14 protein-coding genes and 1 rRNA gene are annotated in these 16,045 nt (G+C 57.6%); 7 read left to right on the forward strand and 8 right to left on the reverse strand.

Annotation, left to right across the window (positions count from 1 at the left end):
- The first annotated feature begins 1 nt into the window (after window position 1).
- Window positions 2-117: ribosomal RNA gene (gene rrf / locus J9788_RS22965) — 5S ribosomal RNA — on the forward strand.
- A 72-nt stretch (window positions 118-189) separates the two neighbouring features.
- Here rrf and mobB read toward each other — a convergent pair.
- Entirely contained in the window at window positions 190-708 is a 519-nt protein-coding gene (mobB, locus tag J9788_RS22970; protein WP_046897363.1) for a molybdopterin-guanine dinucleotide biosynthesis protein MobB, read from the reverse strand.
- Window positions 705-1,295: a molybdenum cofactor guanylyltransferase MobA gene (gene mobA / locus J9788_RS22975; protein WP_182265767.1), complete on the reverse strand. Its 591-nt coding sequence runs from the start codon at window positions 1,293-1,295 to the stop codon at window positions 705-707. Before mobA ends, mobB begins: the two co-directional genes overlap by 4 nt.
- Window positions 1,296-1,443: 148 nt before the next feature.
- Here mobA and J9788_RS22980 point away from each other — a divergent pair, with 148 nt between their 5' ends.
- The 3 genes from J9788_RS22980 to dsbA all read left to right on the forward strand — a co-directional run bounded on the left by J9788_RS22980 (window position 1,444) and on the right by dsbA (window position 3,451).
- On the forward strand, window positions 1,444-1,713 hold the full coding sequence (locus J9788_RS22980) for a YihD family protein (protein ID WP_004931268.1): 270 nt from the start codon (window positions 1,444-1,446) through the stop codon (window positions 1,711-1,713).
- Between the two features lie 98 nt (window positions 1,714-1,811).
- Window positions 1,812-2,798, forward strand: coding sequence for a serine/threonine protein kinase (locus J9788_RS22985; protein WP_182265766.1), 987 nt, complete (start codon window positions 1,812-1,814; stop codon window positions 2,796-2,798).
- Between the two features lie 29 nt (window positions 2,799-2,827).
- Entirely contained in the window at window positions 2,828-3,451 is a 624-nt protein-coding gene (gene dsbA / locus J9788_RS22990) for a thiol:disulfide interchange protein DsbA (RefSeq protein WP_025304721.1), read from the forward strand.
- Between the two features lie 42 nt (window positions 3,452-3,493).
- Here the strand turns inward: dsbA and J9788_RS22995 are convergent, their stop codons facing one another.
- A complete protein-coding gene (locus J9788_RS22995) occupies window positions 3,494-4,390 on the reverse strand; it encodes an acyltransferase (protein WP_033645170.1) in 897 nt (298 codons plus the stop codon).
- A gap of 497 nt (window positions 4,391-4,887) precedes the next feature.
- Here J9788_RS22995 and polA point away from each other — a divergent pair, with 497 nt between their 5' ends.
- A complete protein-coding gene (gene polA, locus J9788_RS23000; protein ID WP_182265765.1) occupies window positions 4,888-7,668 on the forward strand; it encodes a DNA polymerase I in 2,781 nt (926 codons plus the stop codon).
- A 517-nt stretch (window positions 7,669-8,185) separates the two neighbouring features.
- Here the strand turns inward: polA and yihA are convergent.
- Window positions 8,186-8,830 (reverse strand): ribosome biogenesis GTP-binding protein YihA/YsxC, encoded by a 645-nt coding sequence (gene yihA / locus J9788_RS23005; RefSeq protein ID WP_004931258.1) that lies wholly within the window; start codon window positions 8,828-8,830, stop codon window positions 8,186-8,188.
- Window positions 8,831-9,564: 734 nt separating this feature from the next.
- On the opposite strand from yihA, the gene yihI reads away from it, so the two are divergent.
- Together yihI and hemN are read left to right on the forward strand one after the other, a co-directional pair.
- Window positions 9,565-10,107, forward strand: coding sequence for a Der GTPase-activating protein YihI (yihI, locus tag J9788_RS23010; protein WP_015379455.1), 543 nt, complete (start codon window positions 9,565-9,567; stop codon window positions 10,105-10,107).
- A gap of 182 nt (window positions 10,108-10,289) precedes the next feature.
- Complete coding sequence (hemN, locus tag J9788_RS23015; protein WP_182265764.1) at window positions 10,290-11,663, forward strand: oxygen-independent coproporphyrinogen III oxidase; 1,374 nt, start codon at window positions 10,290-10,292, stop codon at window positions 11,661-11,663.
- A 34-nt stretch (window positions 11,664-11,697) separates the two neighbouring features.
- Here hemN and J9788_RS23020 read toward each other — a convergent pair whose 3' ends face one another.
- The 4 genes from J9788_RS23020 to glnA form a co-directional block, all read right to left on the reverse strand.
- Window positions 11,698-11,820, reverse strand: a complete 123-nt coding sequence (locus J9788_RS23020) for a YshB family small membrane protein (protein ID WP_004931250.1) — start codon at window positions 11,818-11,820, stop codon at window positions 11,698-11,700.
- A gap of 112 nt (window positions 11,821-11,932) precedes the next feature.
- Complete coding sequence (gene glnG, locus J9788_RS23025; protein ID WP_094142235.1) at window positions 11,933-13,345, reverse strand: nitrogen regulation protein NR(I); 1,413 nt, start codon at window positions 13,343-13,345, stop codon at window positions 11,933-11,935.
- Window positions 13,346-13,353: 8 nt separating this feature from the next.
- Window positions 13,354-14,403 carry a nitrogen regulation protein NR(II) gene (gene glnL / locus J9788_RS23030; protein ID WP_046897370.1) on the reverse strand — a complete coding sequence of 350 codons (1,050 nt, stop codon included), beginning with the start codon at window positions 14,401-14,403 and terminating at the stop codon, window positions 13,354-13,356.
- A gap of 194 nt (window positions 14,404-14,597) precedes the next feature.
- Window positions 14,598-16,007, reverse strand: a complete 1,410-nt coding sequence (glnA, locus tag J9788_RS23035; protein WP_025304715.1) for a glutamate--ammonia ligase — start codon at window positions 16,005-16,007, stop codon at window positions 14,598-14,600.
- Window positions 16,008-16,045: the final 38 nt, after the last annotated feature.

The following is a 16,045-nucleotide window of genomic DNA, read 5'->3' on the forward strand; positions in this document are numbered from 1 at the left end:
GCCTGGCGGCAATAGCGCGGTGGTCCCACCTGACCCCATGCCGAACTCAGAAGTGAAACGCCGTAGCGCCGATGGTAGTGTGGGGTCTCCCCATGCGAGAGTAGGACACTGCCAGGCATCAAATAAAGCCGAAAGCCCTGAACTGACGTTCAGGGCTTTTTGCTGTGCGTAAAACGTAAAAAAGCGCAGCTACGCTGCGCCTTTCAACCACTCGACAATAAAGTCGGCGATGCTTTCCGGTTGATAGAGATCCAGCTGCTTAGCCGAAATGGATAGCGGTCGATCGCTGGCTACCGCGACGACAAACTGATCCAGCATATCTTCCAACGGCCTGCCGATCTCGGCCCGATAAAGCAGGATCTTGCTGACCGGCTCATGTTTGAACCCTTCCACCAGAATCAAGTCGACCTTATCGGCGTCAAAGCGCCCAGCCAGATAGCGCAGATCCAAAGGTCGTTGCTCCGGCGTTTCGGTCATTAATGCCCAGCGGCGATCGCTGGCGACCAGTGTTTGCTCGGCGCCTGCTTTACGCAGCTCATAGCTGTCTTTACCCGGCGTATCCACATCCATGTCGTGATGCGTATGTTTGATCAGTCCAATCCTTACCTGGCGTTGTTTCAGCAACGGGATCAGCTGTTTGAGCAGGGTCGTTTTCCCCGTTCCGCTGTAGGCGCCGATGGCCAGCAAGGGAGGCAATGAACGATTCATTTTTTGAGCTCTCGGGTTTGTTGCCAATTTAGGCAGTCAGCAGGCGTATTCAGGTTATGAAATGCCGCTTGCCGCCCGCTGAACACTACGCGTTGTGCGCCAATTTGATGCAAGAACAGCATCAGTTTGCGTTCACCGCGCGCCAGATAGTAGGCCAGCTGCGGCGCTATTTGGTTATGCAGTAACGCCAGCGTGGGATGATCTCGTTCACCATCGCTGGCAAAGGCCGCCTGCGCCGCGCCTTTTTGCTGCCATAGCTGAGCGACTAAGTCGGCGGGAAAGTCAGGGACATCACAAGGGACGAAGACCACCCATTCGCTGGGAGCCTGTTTGAGCCCGGCCAGCATGCCGGCCAGCGGCCCGGCGAAATTGGGCGTCAGATCGCCAATCACCGGCAAACCGCTCGCCTGGTAACGTGCCTGATTGCGATTGGCGCTGATGGCGACGGAAGCCACCTGCGGGCGTAACCGAGCCAATACGTGTTGATAGAGTGCGATCCCGCCAATCGACACCAGGCCTTTGTCTTCACCGCCCATGCGCGTGGCCCGCCCGCCGGCCAAAATGACGCCGCTGATTTCTTTATGCATCTCGTTTATCCCGCCTTGTCGATGCGCTGATTGTAGCGCTAAAGCCGGCGTGACATCAGGATTTACCTTTATTGACAAGCCGGTTCTTTCACTGCGTGGGTAAGCCTGTTACTTTGTGAGTTTATTCATGCTATTGGACGATATTGAGATGAAAACGCATCGCGTAAACGAGTTGATCGAGCTGTTGCACCCGGCCTGGCAGGAAGATCCCGATCTCAATTTGATGCAGTTTTTGCAAAAGCTGGCGAAGGAAGCGGGCTTCCAGGGCGAGTTGTCCGAGTTGAGCGACGATATTCTCATTTACCATCTGAAAATGCGCGGTAGCGCCGGCACGGATCAGATCCCGGGCCTGAAGAAAGATTACGAAGAAGATTTTAAAACGGCGCTGCTGCGCGCTCGTGGCGTTATCAAGGACTGATCCTCGTGCGGTGCGAGAAAGCATAGCGCGTGAAATGCGCCATTAATGCTACTATTTCTCATTCCCGGCACCGTGCTGTCAGCGATCAAACGAACGTTATGAATAACTCTGCTTTTAATTTCGAAACCCTGTCGCCCGATTTGATTATGGACGCGCTAGAAGGAGTTGGCCTGCGCGTCGATTCCGGCCTGACGGCGCTGAACAGCTACGAGAACCGCGTCTATCAGTTTATGGACGAGGATCGCCGGCGTTATGTGGTGAAGTTTTACCGCCCGGAGCGCTGGAGCGCCGCACAAATCGGTGAGGAACATCAGTTCGCTCTGGATCTGGCCGGCGCGGAGATCCCGGCGGTGGCGCCGTTGGCGCTGCAAGGTGCTACGCTGCATACGCACGGCGGCTTTTTCTTTGCCCTGTTCCCCAGCGTGGGGGGCCGGCAATACGAAATAGACAATCTGGATCAGCTGGAATGGGTAGGCCGTTTTCTGGGGCGTATCCATCAGGTCGGCGGCGAGCGTTTGTTTGCCGAGCGCCCAACCATGGGGATTGAAGAGTATCTTGTCGCCCCGCGTCAGGCGCTGGCCGATTGCGAGCTGTTGCCGGCAGCTCAGCGTGATGCCTTCCTGCAGGCGACGGATAACCTGATTGCGGCGATCAAGCGACACTGGCATCTGAACTGGCAGCCGCGGCGTTTGCACGGTGATTGCCATCCGGGCAATATTCTGTGGCGCGATGGCCCGCTGTTCGTCGATCTTGATGATGCGCGCAACGGCCCTGCGGTGCAGGATTTGTGGATGCTGCTGCACGGCGAACGTCGTGACCAACTGATGCAGCTGGACGTTTTGCTGGAGGCGTACGGCGAATTTGCCGAGTTCGATCAGCGCGAGCTGGCGTTAATTGAGCCACTGCGGGCGATGCGCATGGTGTATTACCTGGCCTGGGTCGCTCGCCGTTGGCAGGATCCGGCCTTCCCTAAGAGTTTTCCGTGGATGGCGGAGTCTGATTTCTGGTTGTCTCAGACTGCGGCGTTTAATGAACAGGTTAAGCTGTTGCAGGAGCCTCCTCTGCAGCTGACGCCAATGTATTGAAGCTTTAACACAATGGAGAGTTTAGTCTTATGAAAAAAATATGGTTGGCGCTCGTTGGCATGGTGATGGCATTCAGCGCCTCGGCGGCACAGTTTAGCGATGGCACTCAGTACGTGACTCTGGACAAACCGGTGACCGGTGAGCCGCAGGTGTTGGAGTTCTTCTCCTTTTACTGCCCACACTGCTACCAGTTTGAGCAGGTCTATCACGTGTCCGAGAACGTGAAAAAAGCGTTGCCTGCCGGTACCAAAATGACCAAGTACCACGTGGAGTTCCTGGGGCCGTTGGGCAAACAGCTGACTCAGGCGTGGGCGGTGGCGATGGCGCTGGGCGTGGAAGACAAAGTAAGCCCGCTGATGTTTGAAGCGGTGCAGAAAACCCAGACCGTGCAAACGCCGGACGATATCCGTAACGTCTTCGTGAAAGCGGGCGTAACCGCCGCAGATTATGACGCGGCCTGGAACAGCTTCGTGGTGAAATCTCTGGTGGTTCAACAGGAGAAAGCCGCAGAAGATCTGCAGCTGCGCGGCGTGCCGGCGGTATTCGTCAACGGCAAATACATGGTTAAAAACGATGGCCTGGACACCAGCTCGATGGACGCTTACGTGAAGCAGTTCGCCGATGTGGTTAAATTCCTCAGCCAGCAGAAATAAGCCTGATTCAACATGAAAAACGCCGGCATCGCCGGCGTTTTTTTATCCGTATTGCCGCTTCAATTTATCCAGCAACCGGTCTTTTTCCTGCCACAGCGTATTCAGCCACAGCTGGAAGCGCCGCTTGAACTGTTTGTCGTTGAAATAATCACCGTGCAGGGTTTCATCGATCGGTAGCGTCTCTATTCTCACCACGATACGCGTCAGCCGGCCGCACAGCATATCCAGAAAGGGCCGCTGGTTATTTTCCGGATAGAGCAGAGTAACGTTTAACACTTTGTCGAACTGATTGCCCAGCGCGCTAAGGGTAAACGCGATGCCGGCAGCTTTGGGCGCCAGCAAATTGCGATACGGCGAATTGCTTTTAATTTTCTTGGCTTCGGTGAAGCGTGAACCTTCGACGAAATTGACGATGGTGGTTGGGCGCTGGCGGAATTTTTCGCAGGAACGGCGCGTCGTTTCGATATCCTTGCCGCGTTTTTCCGGGTGCTTGAGCAAATAGGCGCGGGAGTAACGCTTCATGAATGGCATATCCAGCGCCCAGCAGGCCAGGCCGACAAACGGCACCCAAGCGAGCTGCTGCTTGAGAAAATACTTATTCATTGGAATATGATTTCTGAACAGCACGCATAACACGACAATGTCTGACCAACTTTCGTGGTTGCTGATCAGCAGATACCAGTTTTTGCGATCCAACCCTTCCAGCCCTTCAATATCCCAACGCAATTGCCCGTTAATGCGCAATAACAGCGCCAGCCCTTGGCACCAACACCACATCATGAAATCGGCGAAAGCCGAGATATATCGCCAAACGGCGGGAATGGGCACCACGAGTTTCACGATGCCGGCCAGCGTGATGGGAATGGAGCATAACACCGTCACCAGAATGGTAAGTATGACGGAAATGATAAAGATAACAGGCGTTAACAATCTCGGCATGATTATGGGCTGACGGTTGGTGAGAACATCGTTGCATGCCAAAGCGCATGAACAAAAACGCATTTTAACAGAAATCGCCGGGGTAAAGCGCCGCTAAAAATCACTGTTTTTCGTCTCATCGGATAACCATTTGCTGAGTTTTCGTGCAACTTGTCCAGCTTGTGCTATGGTAATTGAGGCGCCGAATTTGATTAATAGTGCGATTAAAATCTGGCGAAAGTTATATCCACAAATCCAATGAAAGCCAATAATAAAGCGTCGCCGGAATTCTTTCTTTTAACGCGGTGATTTAAATGGGAATTTTATTCGCCGTTATAACGATAATCGCAGCGTTATAATTCGGTCTCTTTTCTATGCACAAAGTTATCCACAGGTAAGATCTTGCGGATCCTCGCATACAATCACATCATTTTCGTCCGCAATGCACGCTAAGGTTCGTCTCCGGCGGCCAGCTATGGCATGCTTACCTCTATGTCCGATCACGATAAAGAAACGCTATGGCCCAGATTGCAGAAAACCCACTAATCCTGGTTGACGGTTCCTCCTACCTCTACCGCGCTTATCACGCCTTCCCGCCGCTGACCAACTCGGCGGGCGAGCCGACCGGCGCGATGTACGGCGTGCTGAATATGCTGCGCAGCCTGCTGCTGCAGTATCAACCGAGCCACGTTGCCGTGGTGTTTGATGCCAAAGGGAAAACCTTCCGCGATGATCTGTTCGCTGAATACAAATCACACCGGCCGCCGATGCCGGACGATCTGCGCGCGCAGATCGAGCCGCTGCACAGCATGGTCAAGGCGATGGGCCTGCCGCTGCTGGTGACACCCGGCGTAGAGGCGGATGACGTCATCGGTACGCTGGCGCTGGAGGCCGAAAAGGCCGGCCATGCGGTGCTTATCAGCACCGGCGACAAAGACATGGCGCAGCTGGTGACGCCGAACGTCACCCTGATCAACACCATGAACAACACGATCCTCGGCCCGCAGGAAGTGTGCGACAAGTACGGCATTCCGCCGGAGCTGATCATCGACTTCCTGGCGCTGATGGGCGATTCATCGGACAACATTCCCGGCGTGCCGGGCGTGGGCGAGAAAACCGCCCAGGCGTTGCTGCAGGGGATCGGCGGCCTGGATGCGCTGTACGGCAATCTGGATAACATCGCCACGCTGAGCTTCCGCGGCGCCAAAACCATGGCGGCCAAGCTGGAACAGAATAAAGAGGTCGCGTACCTCTCCTATAAGCTGGCGACGATCAAAACTGACGTCGAGCTGGATCTGACCTGCGCGGAACTGACGGTCTCCGAGCCGGATGTCGATACGCTGCAACAGCTGTTCAAACAGTACGAGTTCAAACGCTGGCTGGCGGACGTAGAAGCCGGCGTCTGGCTGGAAAACAAAAAAGGCGCGGGCGCCAAACCGGCAGCCGCCGCGGAAGCGCCGAAAGCCTTGGCGGAAGCCAAGCTGTCCCAGGACGGATATGTCACTATCCTGGATGAAGCGACCTTTACCGACTGGCTGACGCGGCTGAAAAAGGCCGACGTGTTTGCCTTCGATACCGAAACCGACGGTCTGGATACCCTGACCGCCAACCTGATCGGCCTGTCCTTCGCGATCGCGCCGGGCGAAGCGGCTTATTTGCCGGTGGCGCACGATTACCTGGATGCGCCGGCGCAGCTGGATCGCGCTTATGTGCTGGAGGCGCTCAAGCCGCTGCTGGAAGACGAGAAAGCGCTCAAGGTCGGGCAAAACCTGAAGTTCGATATGAGCCTGCTGGCGCGTTACGGCATCGAGATGCGCGGCATCGCCTACGACACCATGCTGGAGTCCTATGTGCTGGACAGCGTCGGCGGCCGTCATGATATGGACAGCCTGGCCGATCGTTATCTTGGCCACAAGACCATCACCTTCGAAGAGATCGCCGGCAAGGGCAAGAACCAGCTGACGTTCAATCAGATCGCGCTGGAGCAGGCGGCGCCATACGCTGCCGAAGACGCCGATGTCACGCTGCAGCTGCATCTGGCGATGTGGCCGCAGCTGAAACAGAGCGCGGAACTGCTGACGGTGTTCAATGAGATTGAAATGCCGCTGCTGCCGGTGCTGTCGCATATCGAACGCACCGGGGTGCTGATCGATCCGGCCATTTTATCGGCCCACTCCCAGGAGTTGGCCAAGCGTCTGGCAGAGTTGGAGGCGCAGGCCCACGAGCTGGCGGAAGAGCCGTTCAACCTGGCGTCGACCAAGCAGCTGCAGGCGATCCTGTACGAAAAACAAAAGCTGCCGGTGCTGAAGAAAACCCCGGGCGGGGCGCCGTCCACCAACGAAGAGGTGCTGGCCGAGCTGGCGCTCGACTACCCGCTGCCGAAGGTGATCCTGGAATACCGCGGCCTGGCGAAGCTGAAGACCACCTATACCGACAAGCTGCCGCTGATGATCAATCCGGTCAGCGGCCGGGTGCATACCTCGTACCATCAGGCGGTGACTGCCACCGGCCGCCTCTCCTCGAGCGATCCGAACCTGCAGAATATCCCGGTGCGCAACGAAGAAGGGCGGCGCATTCGCCAGGCCTTTATTGCGCCGGAAGGCTACCGCATTGTCGCGGCCGACTACTCGCAGATCGAACTGCGCATCATGGCGCATCTGTCTCAGGATGAAGGGCTGCTGAAGGCCTTCGCCGAAGGGAAAGACATTCACCGCGCCACGGCGTCGGAAGTTTTCGGCGTGCCGTTGGATAAAGTGACCGGCGAGCAGCGCCGCAGCGCCAAGGCGATTAACTTTGGTTTGATTTACGGTATGAGCGCCTTCGGCCTGGCGCGTCAGCTGGGGATCCCGCGTGGGGAAGCCCAGCGCTATATGGATCTCTACTTTGAGCGTTACCCGGGCGTGCTGGATTACATGGAGCGCACCCGTCAGCAGGCTTCCGAGCAGGGCTATGTCAGCACGCTGGACGGCCGCCGTCTGTATCTGCCGGACGTCCGCTCCAGCAACGCCATGCGCCGCAAGGCGGCCGAGCGCGCCGCCATCAACGCCCCGATGCAGGGCACGGCGGCCGATATCATCAAGCGTGCGATGATCGAGGTCGACGCCTGGCTGCAAGGGCCGGAGAAACCGTTGGTGCGCGCGATCATGCAGGTGCACGATGAATTGGTGTTCGAGGTGCACGAGTCGGTGATCGACGAAGCCAGCCAACGTATCCGCCAACTGATGGAAGGCAGCATGACGCTGGCGGTGCCGCTGAAGGTCGATGTGGGCGTCGGCATGAACTGGGATGAAGCGCACTGATCGCCGGGTTATCACCGTATGCGCTAACTGGCGAGAAGCTAAGCACTTTTCGTAATTAAGCTACAAGATGCGGCGATAGTTTCCTCAACTTCGCCGTTCTTGCGTCTCAAATTGTGTAAGTAAACTACAAAAAATTCTTTTGCCCTGCGAAAAAATGATGTAGAGTTACAGGCGTAGGGTACAGAGGTAAGATGTTCTATCTTTCAGACCTTTTACTTCACGTAATCGGATTTGGCTGAATATTTAGCCGCCCCAGTCAGTATTGACTGGGGCGTTTTTTATTGTAAAAACAGCAGCAAACCATACGTTTTTCCTATCGCTCGGCCCCGCTTTTCATTTCAGCTTCCGCTCCCTCAATCCGCGTAATTCGGCGAGACAAGCCCGTTTTGGCGATAAGTCTTTATGATGGCTTTATTTCAAAAATGTAATTAGATAACGAAAAATCCCGCCAGCGGCCGATCTGCGGGCATAAAAAAGCCGATGCGGCGAGGCATCGGCTCAAACGTGCGATCAGGGCTTATTCGCCGATGTCCTCTTCCGGTAGCACTTCCGGCGGGATCTCGTTAAACCAGGTGTCCAGTTTCTGGCGCAGCTTGTCGACGCCGATCTTTTTCAGCGAGGAAAAGGCTTCGACCTGGATATCCCCCATAAACGGCAGCACCGCTTCACGCACCATGTTGAGCTGCGCCTTGCGTGCGCCGGAGGCCAGCTTGTCGGCCTTGGTCAGCAACACCAGCACCGGCGTGCCGACGTCGACCGCCCACTGGATCATCTGCTGGTCGAGATCTTTCAGCGGATGGCGGATATCCATCAGCACCACCAGCCCTTTCAGGCTGTTGCGCATCTGCAGGTATTCGCCCAGCGCGCGTTGCCATTTGCGCTTCATTTCTTCCGGCACTTCGGCGTAGCCATAACCCGGCAGGTCGACCAGACGAATGCCGTCTTCCACTTCGAACAGGTTGATCAGCTGGGTGCGCCCCGGCGTCTTACTGGTGCGCGCCAGGCTTTTTTGGTTGGTCAGCGTATTCAGCGCGCTGGATTTACCGGCGTTGGAACGGCCGGCAAAGGCGACTTCAATTCCTGCATCCCCCGGAAGATGGCGAATATCGGGTGCGCTGGTGACGAAATGGGTCACATGATAGTTGTAGTTCTTGCTGGTCAAAATTTTTCGTCTCCGTGAGGATGGCTAACTGGTTGGCGATTATAACTGCATCAGCGGTAAAAATGGCGTGTTTCTCCGTTTTTAAGCGGCGGGGCGCGATAAAACAACAGTTAAGCCGACCGTACGTTGTGAGACATTTGCCATTCGAATCGCGGGTAATGTCGCTTTATTCGAAAGTAATATTTCTGTTTTTATTTTAAAAACAACATGTTGTTTTTTCGTTGTGTGGAAATGTCAGTCAAATCGGCGTCAGGTGCCTTGAGCCTTCGCAACAATAACGTAAAGTACTCGTTAACGCAGGGTTGCGCAGGATTAGGGAACATCCGGGAAGGATGACAAATCTCAGGGAATGCACAGGGCGTGCAATGAGTGCCAGGATGAACGCAAAAGGAAGTGACCCTTTCGCACCGGAATAGGCGGCAGGCACATCGGATGGTGAAGTATCGGCAGTTTGGATGCCCGCAGGAAGCGCGCTCGGGAAGAGCGGATGCGAATGGATTGCGCCATGGACGATTTTCCTTTCAGGATGAAGGACGTAGTGGCAGGGAATGCGGTTATAGCAGAAGGAAAAACCGGGATGTTGCATGTACGCAAGGAGCGCGTAACAGGAATACCCTTCGCAAGAAGGTGCGAAATAGGCGGCAGGTTTAACCTGCCGCCTTTTTTCTTTGTCCGCTTTCTGCTAGATTCCGCCGCAATTCTATACTGAATCTACATACCTAAGAGCACACGCTATGAACCAGCCATCAAAAGCACCTCGCGGCAGCGCGGCGAAGTCAAAAACGAAAAAGAAAAGCCGTATGGAGCTCGATCAGGAAGCGCGCGAGCGCAAACGCCTGAAAAAACGCCGCGGCCACGCTTCCGGTTCACGCACTCAGGTCGAGTCCGGCAGCCAGAAAAACAAATCGGCGGCGGAAGCCAAAGATCCGCGTATCGGCAGTAAAGTGCCGGTTGCGCTGGTGGTCGATGAAACCAAAGTGAAGGCTAAACCGCAACCGAAGCCAAAGGCCGAAGCGAAACCGCGCCTGTCGCCGGAAGAAGAGCTGGCGAAGCTGGAAAATGACGAACGCCTGAACGCGCTGCTGGATCGCATCGACGATGGCGAAACGCTGAACGCGCAAGAGCAGGCGTATGTCGACAAGACGTTGGATCGCATCGATGTGCTGATGGACGTGCTGGGCATCGAGCTGGGCGATGAAGACGATGAGGAAGAAGAAGAGAAGCAGGAAGATATTCTGAAGCTGCTGAAAGGCGGCAACCCGAAGGACGCTTTTTAACGCGCCATGTGGCTGATCCCGACAATAGCCCTACTCTTGATGTGTTATCTGCTGTGGTTATTCGGTAAACTATGGCGGCTGTCTAAGCGCAAAGCGCGTTTTCGCAGCGCTTCCGTGGCCAGACAGCGCAGACAACCGCCTCTCTCCCGGCCCGGTAGAAAAAGATATCGGAAGGAGTGAGCATGTCAGAGCAGACGATTGTCTGGGATTTGGCCCTGATCCAAAAATATAACTACTCAGGGCCGCGTTATACCTCATACCCCACGGCGCTCGAGTTTAACCAGCGCTACGACGAAGCGGCGTTTCAACGCGCCGCGGTGCGCTACCCTGAGCGCCCGCTGTCGCTGTATGTGCATATCCCTTTCTGCCATAAGCTGTGCTACTTCTGCGGCTGCAACAAGCTGGTGACGCGCCAGACGCACAAGGCCGACGAATACCTGAACGTTTTGGCGCAAGAGATCGCCAGCCGTGCGCCGCTGTTCGCCGGCCGCAAGGTTGGCCAGATGCACTGGGGCGGCGGTACGCCAACCTACCTGGACAAGGCGCAAATCAGCCGGCTGGTGGCGCTGCTGCGCGAACATTTTGATTTTCTGCCCGATGCGGAGATGTCGATCGAAGTCGATCCGCGCGAGATAGCGCTGGATGTGCTCGATCATTTACGCGCCGAAGGCTTTAACCGTTTGAGCATGGGGGTGCAGGATTTCAACAAGCAGGTGCAGCAGTTGGTCAACCGCGAGCAGGATGAAGCCTTCATTTTCGCCCTGATCGAGCGGGCCAAAGCGCTGGGCTTCCGCTCGACCAATATCGATCTGATCTACGGCCTGCCGAAACAGACGCCGGAAAGCTTCGCCTTCACGCTGCAGCGGGTGGCTGAACTGAATCCCGATCGCCTCAGCGTGTTCAACTACGCGCATATGCCGAATTTATTCGCCGCCCAGCGCAAAATCAAAGACGCCGATCTGCCCAGCGCGCAGCAGAAGCTGGATATCCTGCAGCAGAGCATCGCGTTCCTGACTGACGCCGGCTATCAGTTCATCGGCATGGATCACTTTGCACGCCCGGACGATGAGCTGGCGATTGCGCAACGCGAAGGCAAGCTGCACCGCAATTTCCAGGGGTATACCACCCAGGGTGACAGCGATCTGCTGGGGTTGGGCGTGTCGGCCATCAGCATGCTCGGCGACAGCTATGCGCAGAACCAGAAAGAGCTGAAGCGTTACTATGACAGCGTACCGGCGCAGGGCAACGCCCTGTGGCGCGGGCTGGCGCTGACGGACGACGATTGCCTGCGGCGCGATCTGATCAAAACGCTGATCTGCAACTTCCGATTGGCGTATCAGCCGCTCGAACGGCAATACGGCATCGATTTCACCGCTTACTTCGCCGAAGACCTGCAGCTGCTGGCGCCGTTTGAACGCGATGGGCTGGTGGAGCGCGACGAGCAGGGCATTCGCGTGACGCCGCGCGGGCGCTTGCTGATCCGCAATATCTGCATGTGTTTTGACCGCTATCTGCGGCAACAGGCGCGCAGCCAGCAGTTCTCTCGGGTGATCTGAGGATGAAAAAACAGCCGCTGATGCGGCTGTTTTTTTAACTGAAGAAGTTAATCAGCGCGGCGCACAACACCGCGGCAACCGCCGCCTGCGGGGTGTGGCTGGCGGCGGAGCCCAGCTCCGCGCCCTGAGAAATGAATGCGATGAATGAGTCCAGCATCGTCAACCTCCAGAGTGTGCGACACGATCATACTGCGCCCGCACCGGCTGTAAAGCCTGAGGTTGGCGTTTTTTTGTGCGCCGGACTGCGTTTTTCATCATCCACCCCGTTCCTATTCCATGCCCAGCTCTTTAAGCTTGCGGGTGAGGGTATTGCGCCCCCAGCCCAGCAGGCGCGCGGCTTCCTGTTTGTGCCCTTGGGTGTGGCGCAGGGCGGTGGTGAGCAGCGTGCGCTCCATTTCCGGCTGTGCTTCCGAAAGCAGATTTTGATGACCGGAACGCAGCGCGCGATCGGCCCACTGCGCCAGCAGCGTGGCCCAGCTGTCCGGCAGACTGTGGCTGGGGCTTTCCGGCGCGGCGGTTTCGAACAGTTCGCCCGGCAGATCCTGAATCAGCACCTCTTGCCCGGCGGCCATCACCGTCAGCCAGCGGCAGGTGTTCTCCAGCTGGCGCACGTTGCCCGGCCAGGGCAGGCGGGTCAGCGCGGTTTCGGTTTCCGGATGCAGGTTCTTGGCCTCGACGCCCAGCTCCTTGGCGGCGATCTGCAGGAAGTGGCGCGCCAGCCGCGGGATGTCTTCACGGCGTTCGCGCAGCGGCGGCAGGTGTACGCGGATCACGTTCAGGCGGTGGAACAGATCCTCGCGGAACTTGCCTTCCTGTACCCGCAGCTCCAGGTTCTGGTGCGTGGCGGCGATGATGCGTACGTCGACCTTCACCGGCGCATAGCCGCCGACCCGGTAGAACTGGCCGTCCGCCAGCACCCGCAGCAGGCGCGTTTGCACGTCGAGCGGCATATCGCCGATCTCGTCGAGGAACAGCGTGCCGCCGTCGGCCTGTTCAAAGCGCCCCTGACGGATTTGGTTAGCGCCGGTGAAGGCGCCTTTCTCGTGGCCGAACAGCTCGGACTCGATCAGATCCTTGGGAATAGCGGCCATATTCAGGGCGATGAACGGTGATTTGGCGCGCGGGCTGTGGCGGTGCAGCGCATGTGCCACCAGCTCTTTACCGGTGCCGGATTCGCCGTTGATCAGCACGCTGATCGACGAACGCGAGAGCCGGCCGATGATGCGAAACACGTCCTGCATCGCCGGCGCTTCGCCGATGATGTCCGCCGCCGGATCGCTGGCCGGCTGGCTGCGCACCGGCTGCTGCTGCTCTTGATAATGGCTGATGGCGCGCTCGACCAGCGCCACCGCTTCGTCGATGTCGAACGGTTTCGGCAGGTAGTCGAAGGCCCCTTGCTGATAGGCGCTGACGGCCGCGTCCAAATCCGAATGCGCGGTCATGATGATCACCGGCAGCATCGGGTGGCGCTGTTTGATCTGCTTGAGCAGCGCCAGACCATCGATGCCCGGCATGCGGATGTCGGACAGCAACACGTCGGGAGTTTGCGTGGCCAAGGCTTCCAGCACGTCATTGCCGCCTTCGAAGGTGGCGCAGCTCATGCCCGCGCCGGTGAGCGCGCGCTCAAGCACCCAGCGGATGGAGCTATCGTCATCGACGATCCAGACTATCCCTCGTTGCATTGCAAACCTCACTGACGAATGGGCAGGTAGACCGAGAATTCGGTATGACCTGGCCAACTGTTGAACTCAATTTTTCCGCAATGCTGATCGATCAGATTGCGGGCGATGGATAATCCCAGGCCGGTACCGCCTTCACGGCCGCTGACCATCGGGTAGAACAGCGTGTCCTGCAGCTGCGCCGGCACGCCGGGGCCGTCGTCTTCGACATCGATACGCGCCGCCAGGCGATAGCGGGTGCCGTGCAACGTTATCTGAAACGCGGTGCGGGTGCGCAGCGTAATGGTGCCGCCCGCCTCGCCCAAGGCCTGCAGCGCATTGCGGGTGATGTTCAGCAGCACCTGTTCTATCTGATCCGGGTCGTGGGCCATTTCCGGCAGGCTGGGATCGTAGTCGCGCACCAGCGTGACGTTATCCGGCATTTCCAGCGACACCAGCTGGCAGACGCGCTCCGCGACCTGATGGATGCTCTGGGTGATGTGCTGACCGGGGCGCTGCGGCCCGAGCAGACGATCCACCAGATTGCGCAGCCGATCGGCCTGCTCAATGATCACCTTGGTGTATTCGGTCAGCGCCGGATCGGGCAGCGCTTTGGCCAGCAGCTGCGCCGCGCCCCGCAGGCCGCCCAGCGGGTTTTTAATCTCGTGCGCCAAACCGCGTACCAGATCGCGGGCGGCCACCTGTTGGGCATGCTGCAGCTGTTCCTGGCTCAGGCGGCGCTGATTGTCCATCGGCGCCAGCTCGACCAGGATATAGCCTTCCGGCAGCGCCTGAGCGGTCAGGGAAAGAATATGCGCGCGGCCATCGACCACCAGGGTCACTTCGTTGTCGGTGAAGCCCTGACCGGCGCGCAGACTTTCATGCATCAAAGAGACGTTCAGCGAAAAATAGCCGAGCAGATCGGGCAGCGGCGTGCCGAACAGCTTGCGGGAGCTTTGCGCCAGCAGCTGCTGTGCCGCAGGGTTGGCGTAGTGAACCGCCAGTGAGTCATCCAACAGCAGGATGCTGTTGATGAGTGAATTGAGGATCTGCCCAGCATCGGGCAGCTTGCCAGTTGCCATACAGCAGACTCCTGCACCTTTTTAGTGCATCTATCCTACTCCATCCGGGATCGACGCGGTATGGAATAGTTTTGCAGAAAATACGGTGGAGAAAAAAACCCATCCGAAGATGGGCTGAAAGTTTCCACGGCAACAAAAAAGCGATAACAAAAATTGTGGGCGCCGTCCGCCTTTGCAGACGGCGCGGGTAGGGCTTAGACGCTGTAGTACAGTTCGAACTCGACCGGGTGTGGCGTCATGCGAACGCGGTCCATCTCTTCTTTGCGCAGTTCGATGTAGGCATCGATCGCATCGTCGGTGAACACGCCGCCGCGGGTCAGGAACTCGCGGTCTTCGTTCAGTGCGGCCATCGCCTCGTCCAGCGAGCCGGCCACTTTTGGGATCTCGGCTTCTTCTTCCGGCGGCAGGTCGTACAGGTTTTTGTCCATGGCGTCGCCAGGGTGGATCTTGTTGATGATGCCGTCCAGGCCGGCCATCAGCAGTGCGGCGAAGCACAGGTATGGGTTAGCCGCCGGATCCGGGAAGCGGGCTTCGATGCGGCGCGCTTTCGGGCTGGCGACCACCGGGATGCGGATAGACGCGGAGCGGTTACGGGCGGAGTAGGCCAGCATCACCGGCGCTTCGTAGCCCGGCACCAGACGTTTGTACGAGTTGGTGGTCGGGTTGGCCAGGGCGTTGATCGCTTTGGCGTGCTTGATGATGCCGCCGATGTAGAACAGCGCGGTTTCAGACAGGCCGCCGTATTTGTCGCCGGCGAACAGGTTGGTGCCGTTCTTGGACAGCGACATGTGGCAGTGCATGCCGGAACCGTTGTCGCCGAACATGGGTTTTGGCATGAAGGTCGCGGTTTTGCCGAAGGCGTGCGCCACGTTGTGCACCACGTATTTGTAGATCTGAATTTCGTCGGCTTTCTTGGTCATGGTGTTGAAGCGGGTTGCCACTTCGTTCTGACCGGCGGTCGCCACTTCGTGGTGGTGCGCTTCAACCACCAGGCCCATCTCTTCCATGGTCAGACACATGGTGGAACGCAGATCCTGCGAAGAGTCGACCGGTGGAACCGGGAAGTAACCGCCTTTCACCGCCGGACGGTGGCCTTTGTTGCCGCCGTCGTATTTTGTGCCGGAGTTCCAGGCGCCTTCGATGTCGTCGATGGCCACGTGGGAACCGCGGATGCTGCTGCCGAAGCGGATGTCGTCGAACAGGAAGAATTCAGGCTCTGGCCCGAACAGCACGGTGTCCGCGATACCGGAGGAGCGCAGGAAGTCTTCGGCGCGTTTGGAGATGGAGCGCGGGTCGCGATCGTAGCCTTGCATGGTGCCCGGCTCGAGAATGTCGCAGCGAATGATCAGCGTAGGTTCTTCGAAGAACGGATCCAGAACCGCCGTGCTGGCGTCCGGCATCAGTACCATGTCAGATTCGTTGATGCCCTTCCAACCACCGATAGAGGAGCCGTCAAACATTTTGCCTTCTTCGAAGAAGTCGGCGTTTACCTGATGAGCCGGGATAGTCACGTGCTGTTCCTTACCCTTGGTGTCAGTGAAACGCAGGTCTACGAATTTCACTTCATGCTCATTCAGCATCGTCAAAACGTGTTCAGCGGACATACTTAACTCTCCCGGTTTATCATTGTCGTCGTCGTGGA

It is taken from the genome of Serratia sp. X10 (genome assembly GCF_017811775.1).
Classification (GTDB): Bacteria; Pseudomonadota; Gammaproteobacteria; order Enterobacterales; family Enterobacteriaceae; genus Serratia; species Serratia ureilytica.

Excerpts from the sequence above, each read along its gene's own strand:
- J9788_RS23020 (WP_004931250.1), bottom strand. The coding sequence starts at position 11,820 with ATGCTGGACTCATTCATCGCATTCATTTCTCAGGGCGCGGAGCTGGGC.
- hemN (WP_182265764.1), top strand. The coding sequence starts at position 10,290 with ATGTCAGAGCAGACGATTGTCTGGGATTTGGCCCTGATCCAAAAATAT.
- yihI (WP_015379455.1), top strand. The coding sequence starts at position 9,565 with ATGAACCAGCCATCAAAAGCACCTCGCGGCAGCGCGGCGAAGTCAAAA.
- mobA (WP_182265767.1), bottom strand. The coding sequence starts at position 1,295 with ATGCATAAAGAAATCAGCGGCGTCATTTTGGCCGGCGGGCGGGCCACG.
- glnL (WP_046897370.1), bottom strand. The coding sequence starts at position 14,403 with ATGGCAACTGGCAAGCTGCCCGATGCTGGGCAGATCCTCAATTCACTC.
- polA (WP_182265765.1), top strand. The coding sequence starts at position 4,888 with ATGGCCCAGATTGCAGAAAACCCACTAATCCTGGTTGACGGTTCCTCC.
- glnA (WP_025304715.1), bottom strand. The coding sequence starts at position 16,007 with ATGTCCGCTGAACACGTTTTGACGATGCTGAATGAGCATGAAGTGAAA.
- mobB (WP_046897363.1), bottom strand. The coding sequence starts at position 708 with ATGAATCGTTCATTGCCTCCCTTGCTGGCCATCGGCGCCTACAGCGGA.
- J9788_RS22980 (WP_004931268.1), top strand. The coding sequence starts at position 1,444 with ATGAAAACGCATCGCGTAAACGAGTTGATCGAGCTGTTGCACCCGGCC.
- J9788_RS22995 (WP_033645170.1), bottom strand. The coding sequence starts at position 4,390 with ATGCCGAGATTGTTAACGCCTGTTATCTTTATCATTTCCGTCATACTT.
- dsbA (WP_025304721.1), top strand. The coding sequence starts at position 2,828 with ATGAAAAAAATATGGTTGGCGCTCGTTGGCATGGTGATGGCATTCAGC.
- J9788_RS22985 (WP_182265766.1), top strand. The coding sequence starts at position 1,812 with ATGAATAACTCTGCTTTTAATTTCGAAACCCTGTCGCCCGATTTGATT.
- glnG (WP_094142235.1), bottom strand. The coding sequence starts at position 13,345 with ATGCAACGAGGGATAGTCTGGATCGTCGATGACGATAGCTCCATCCGC.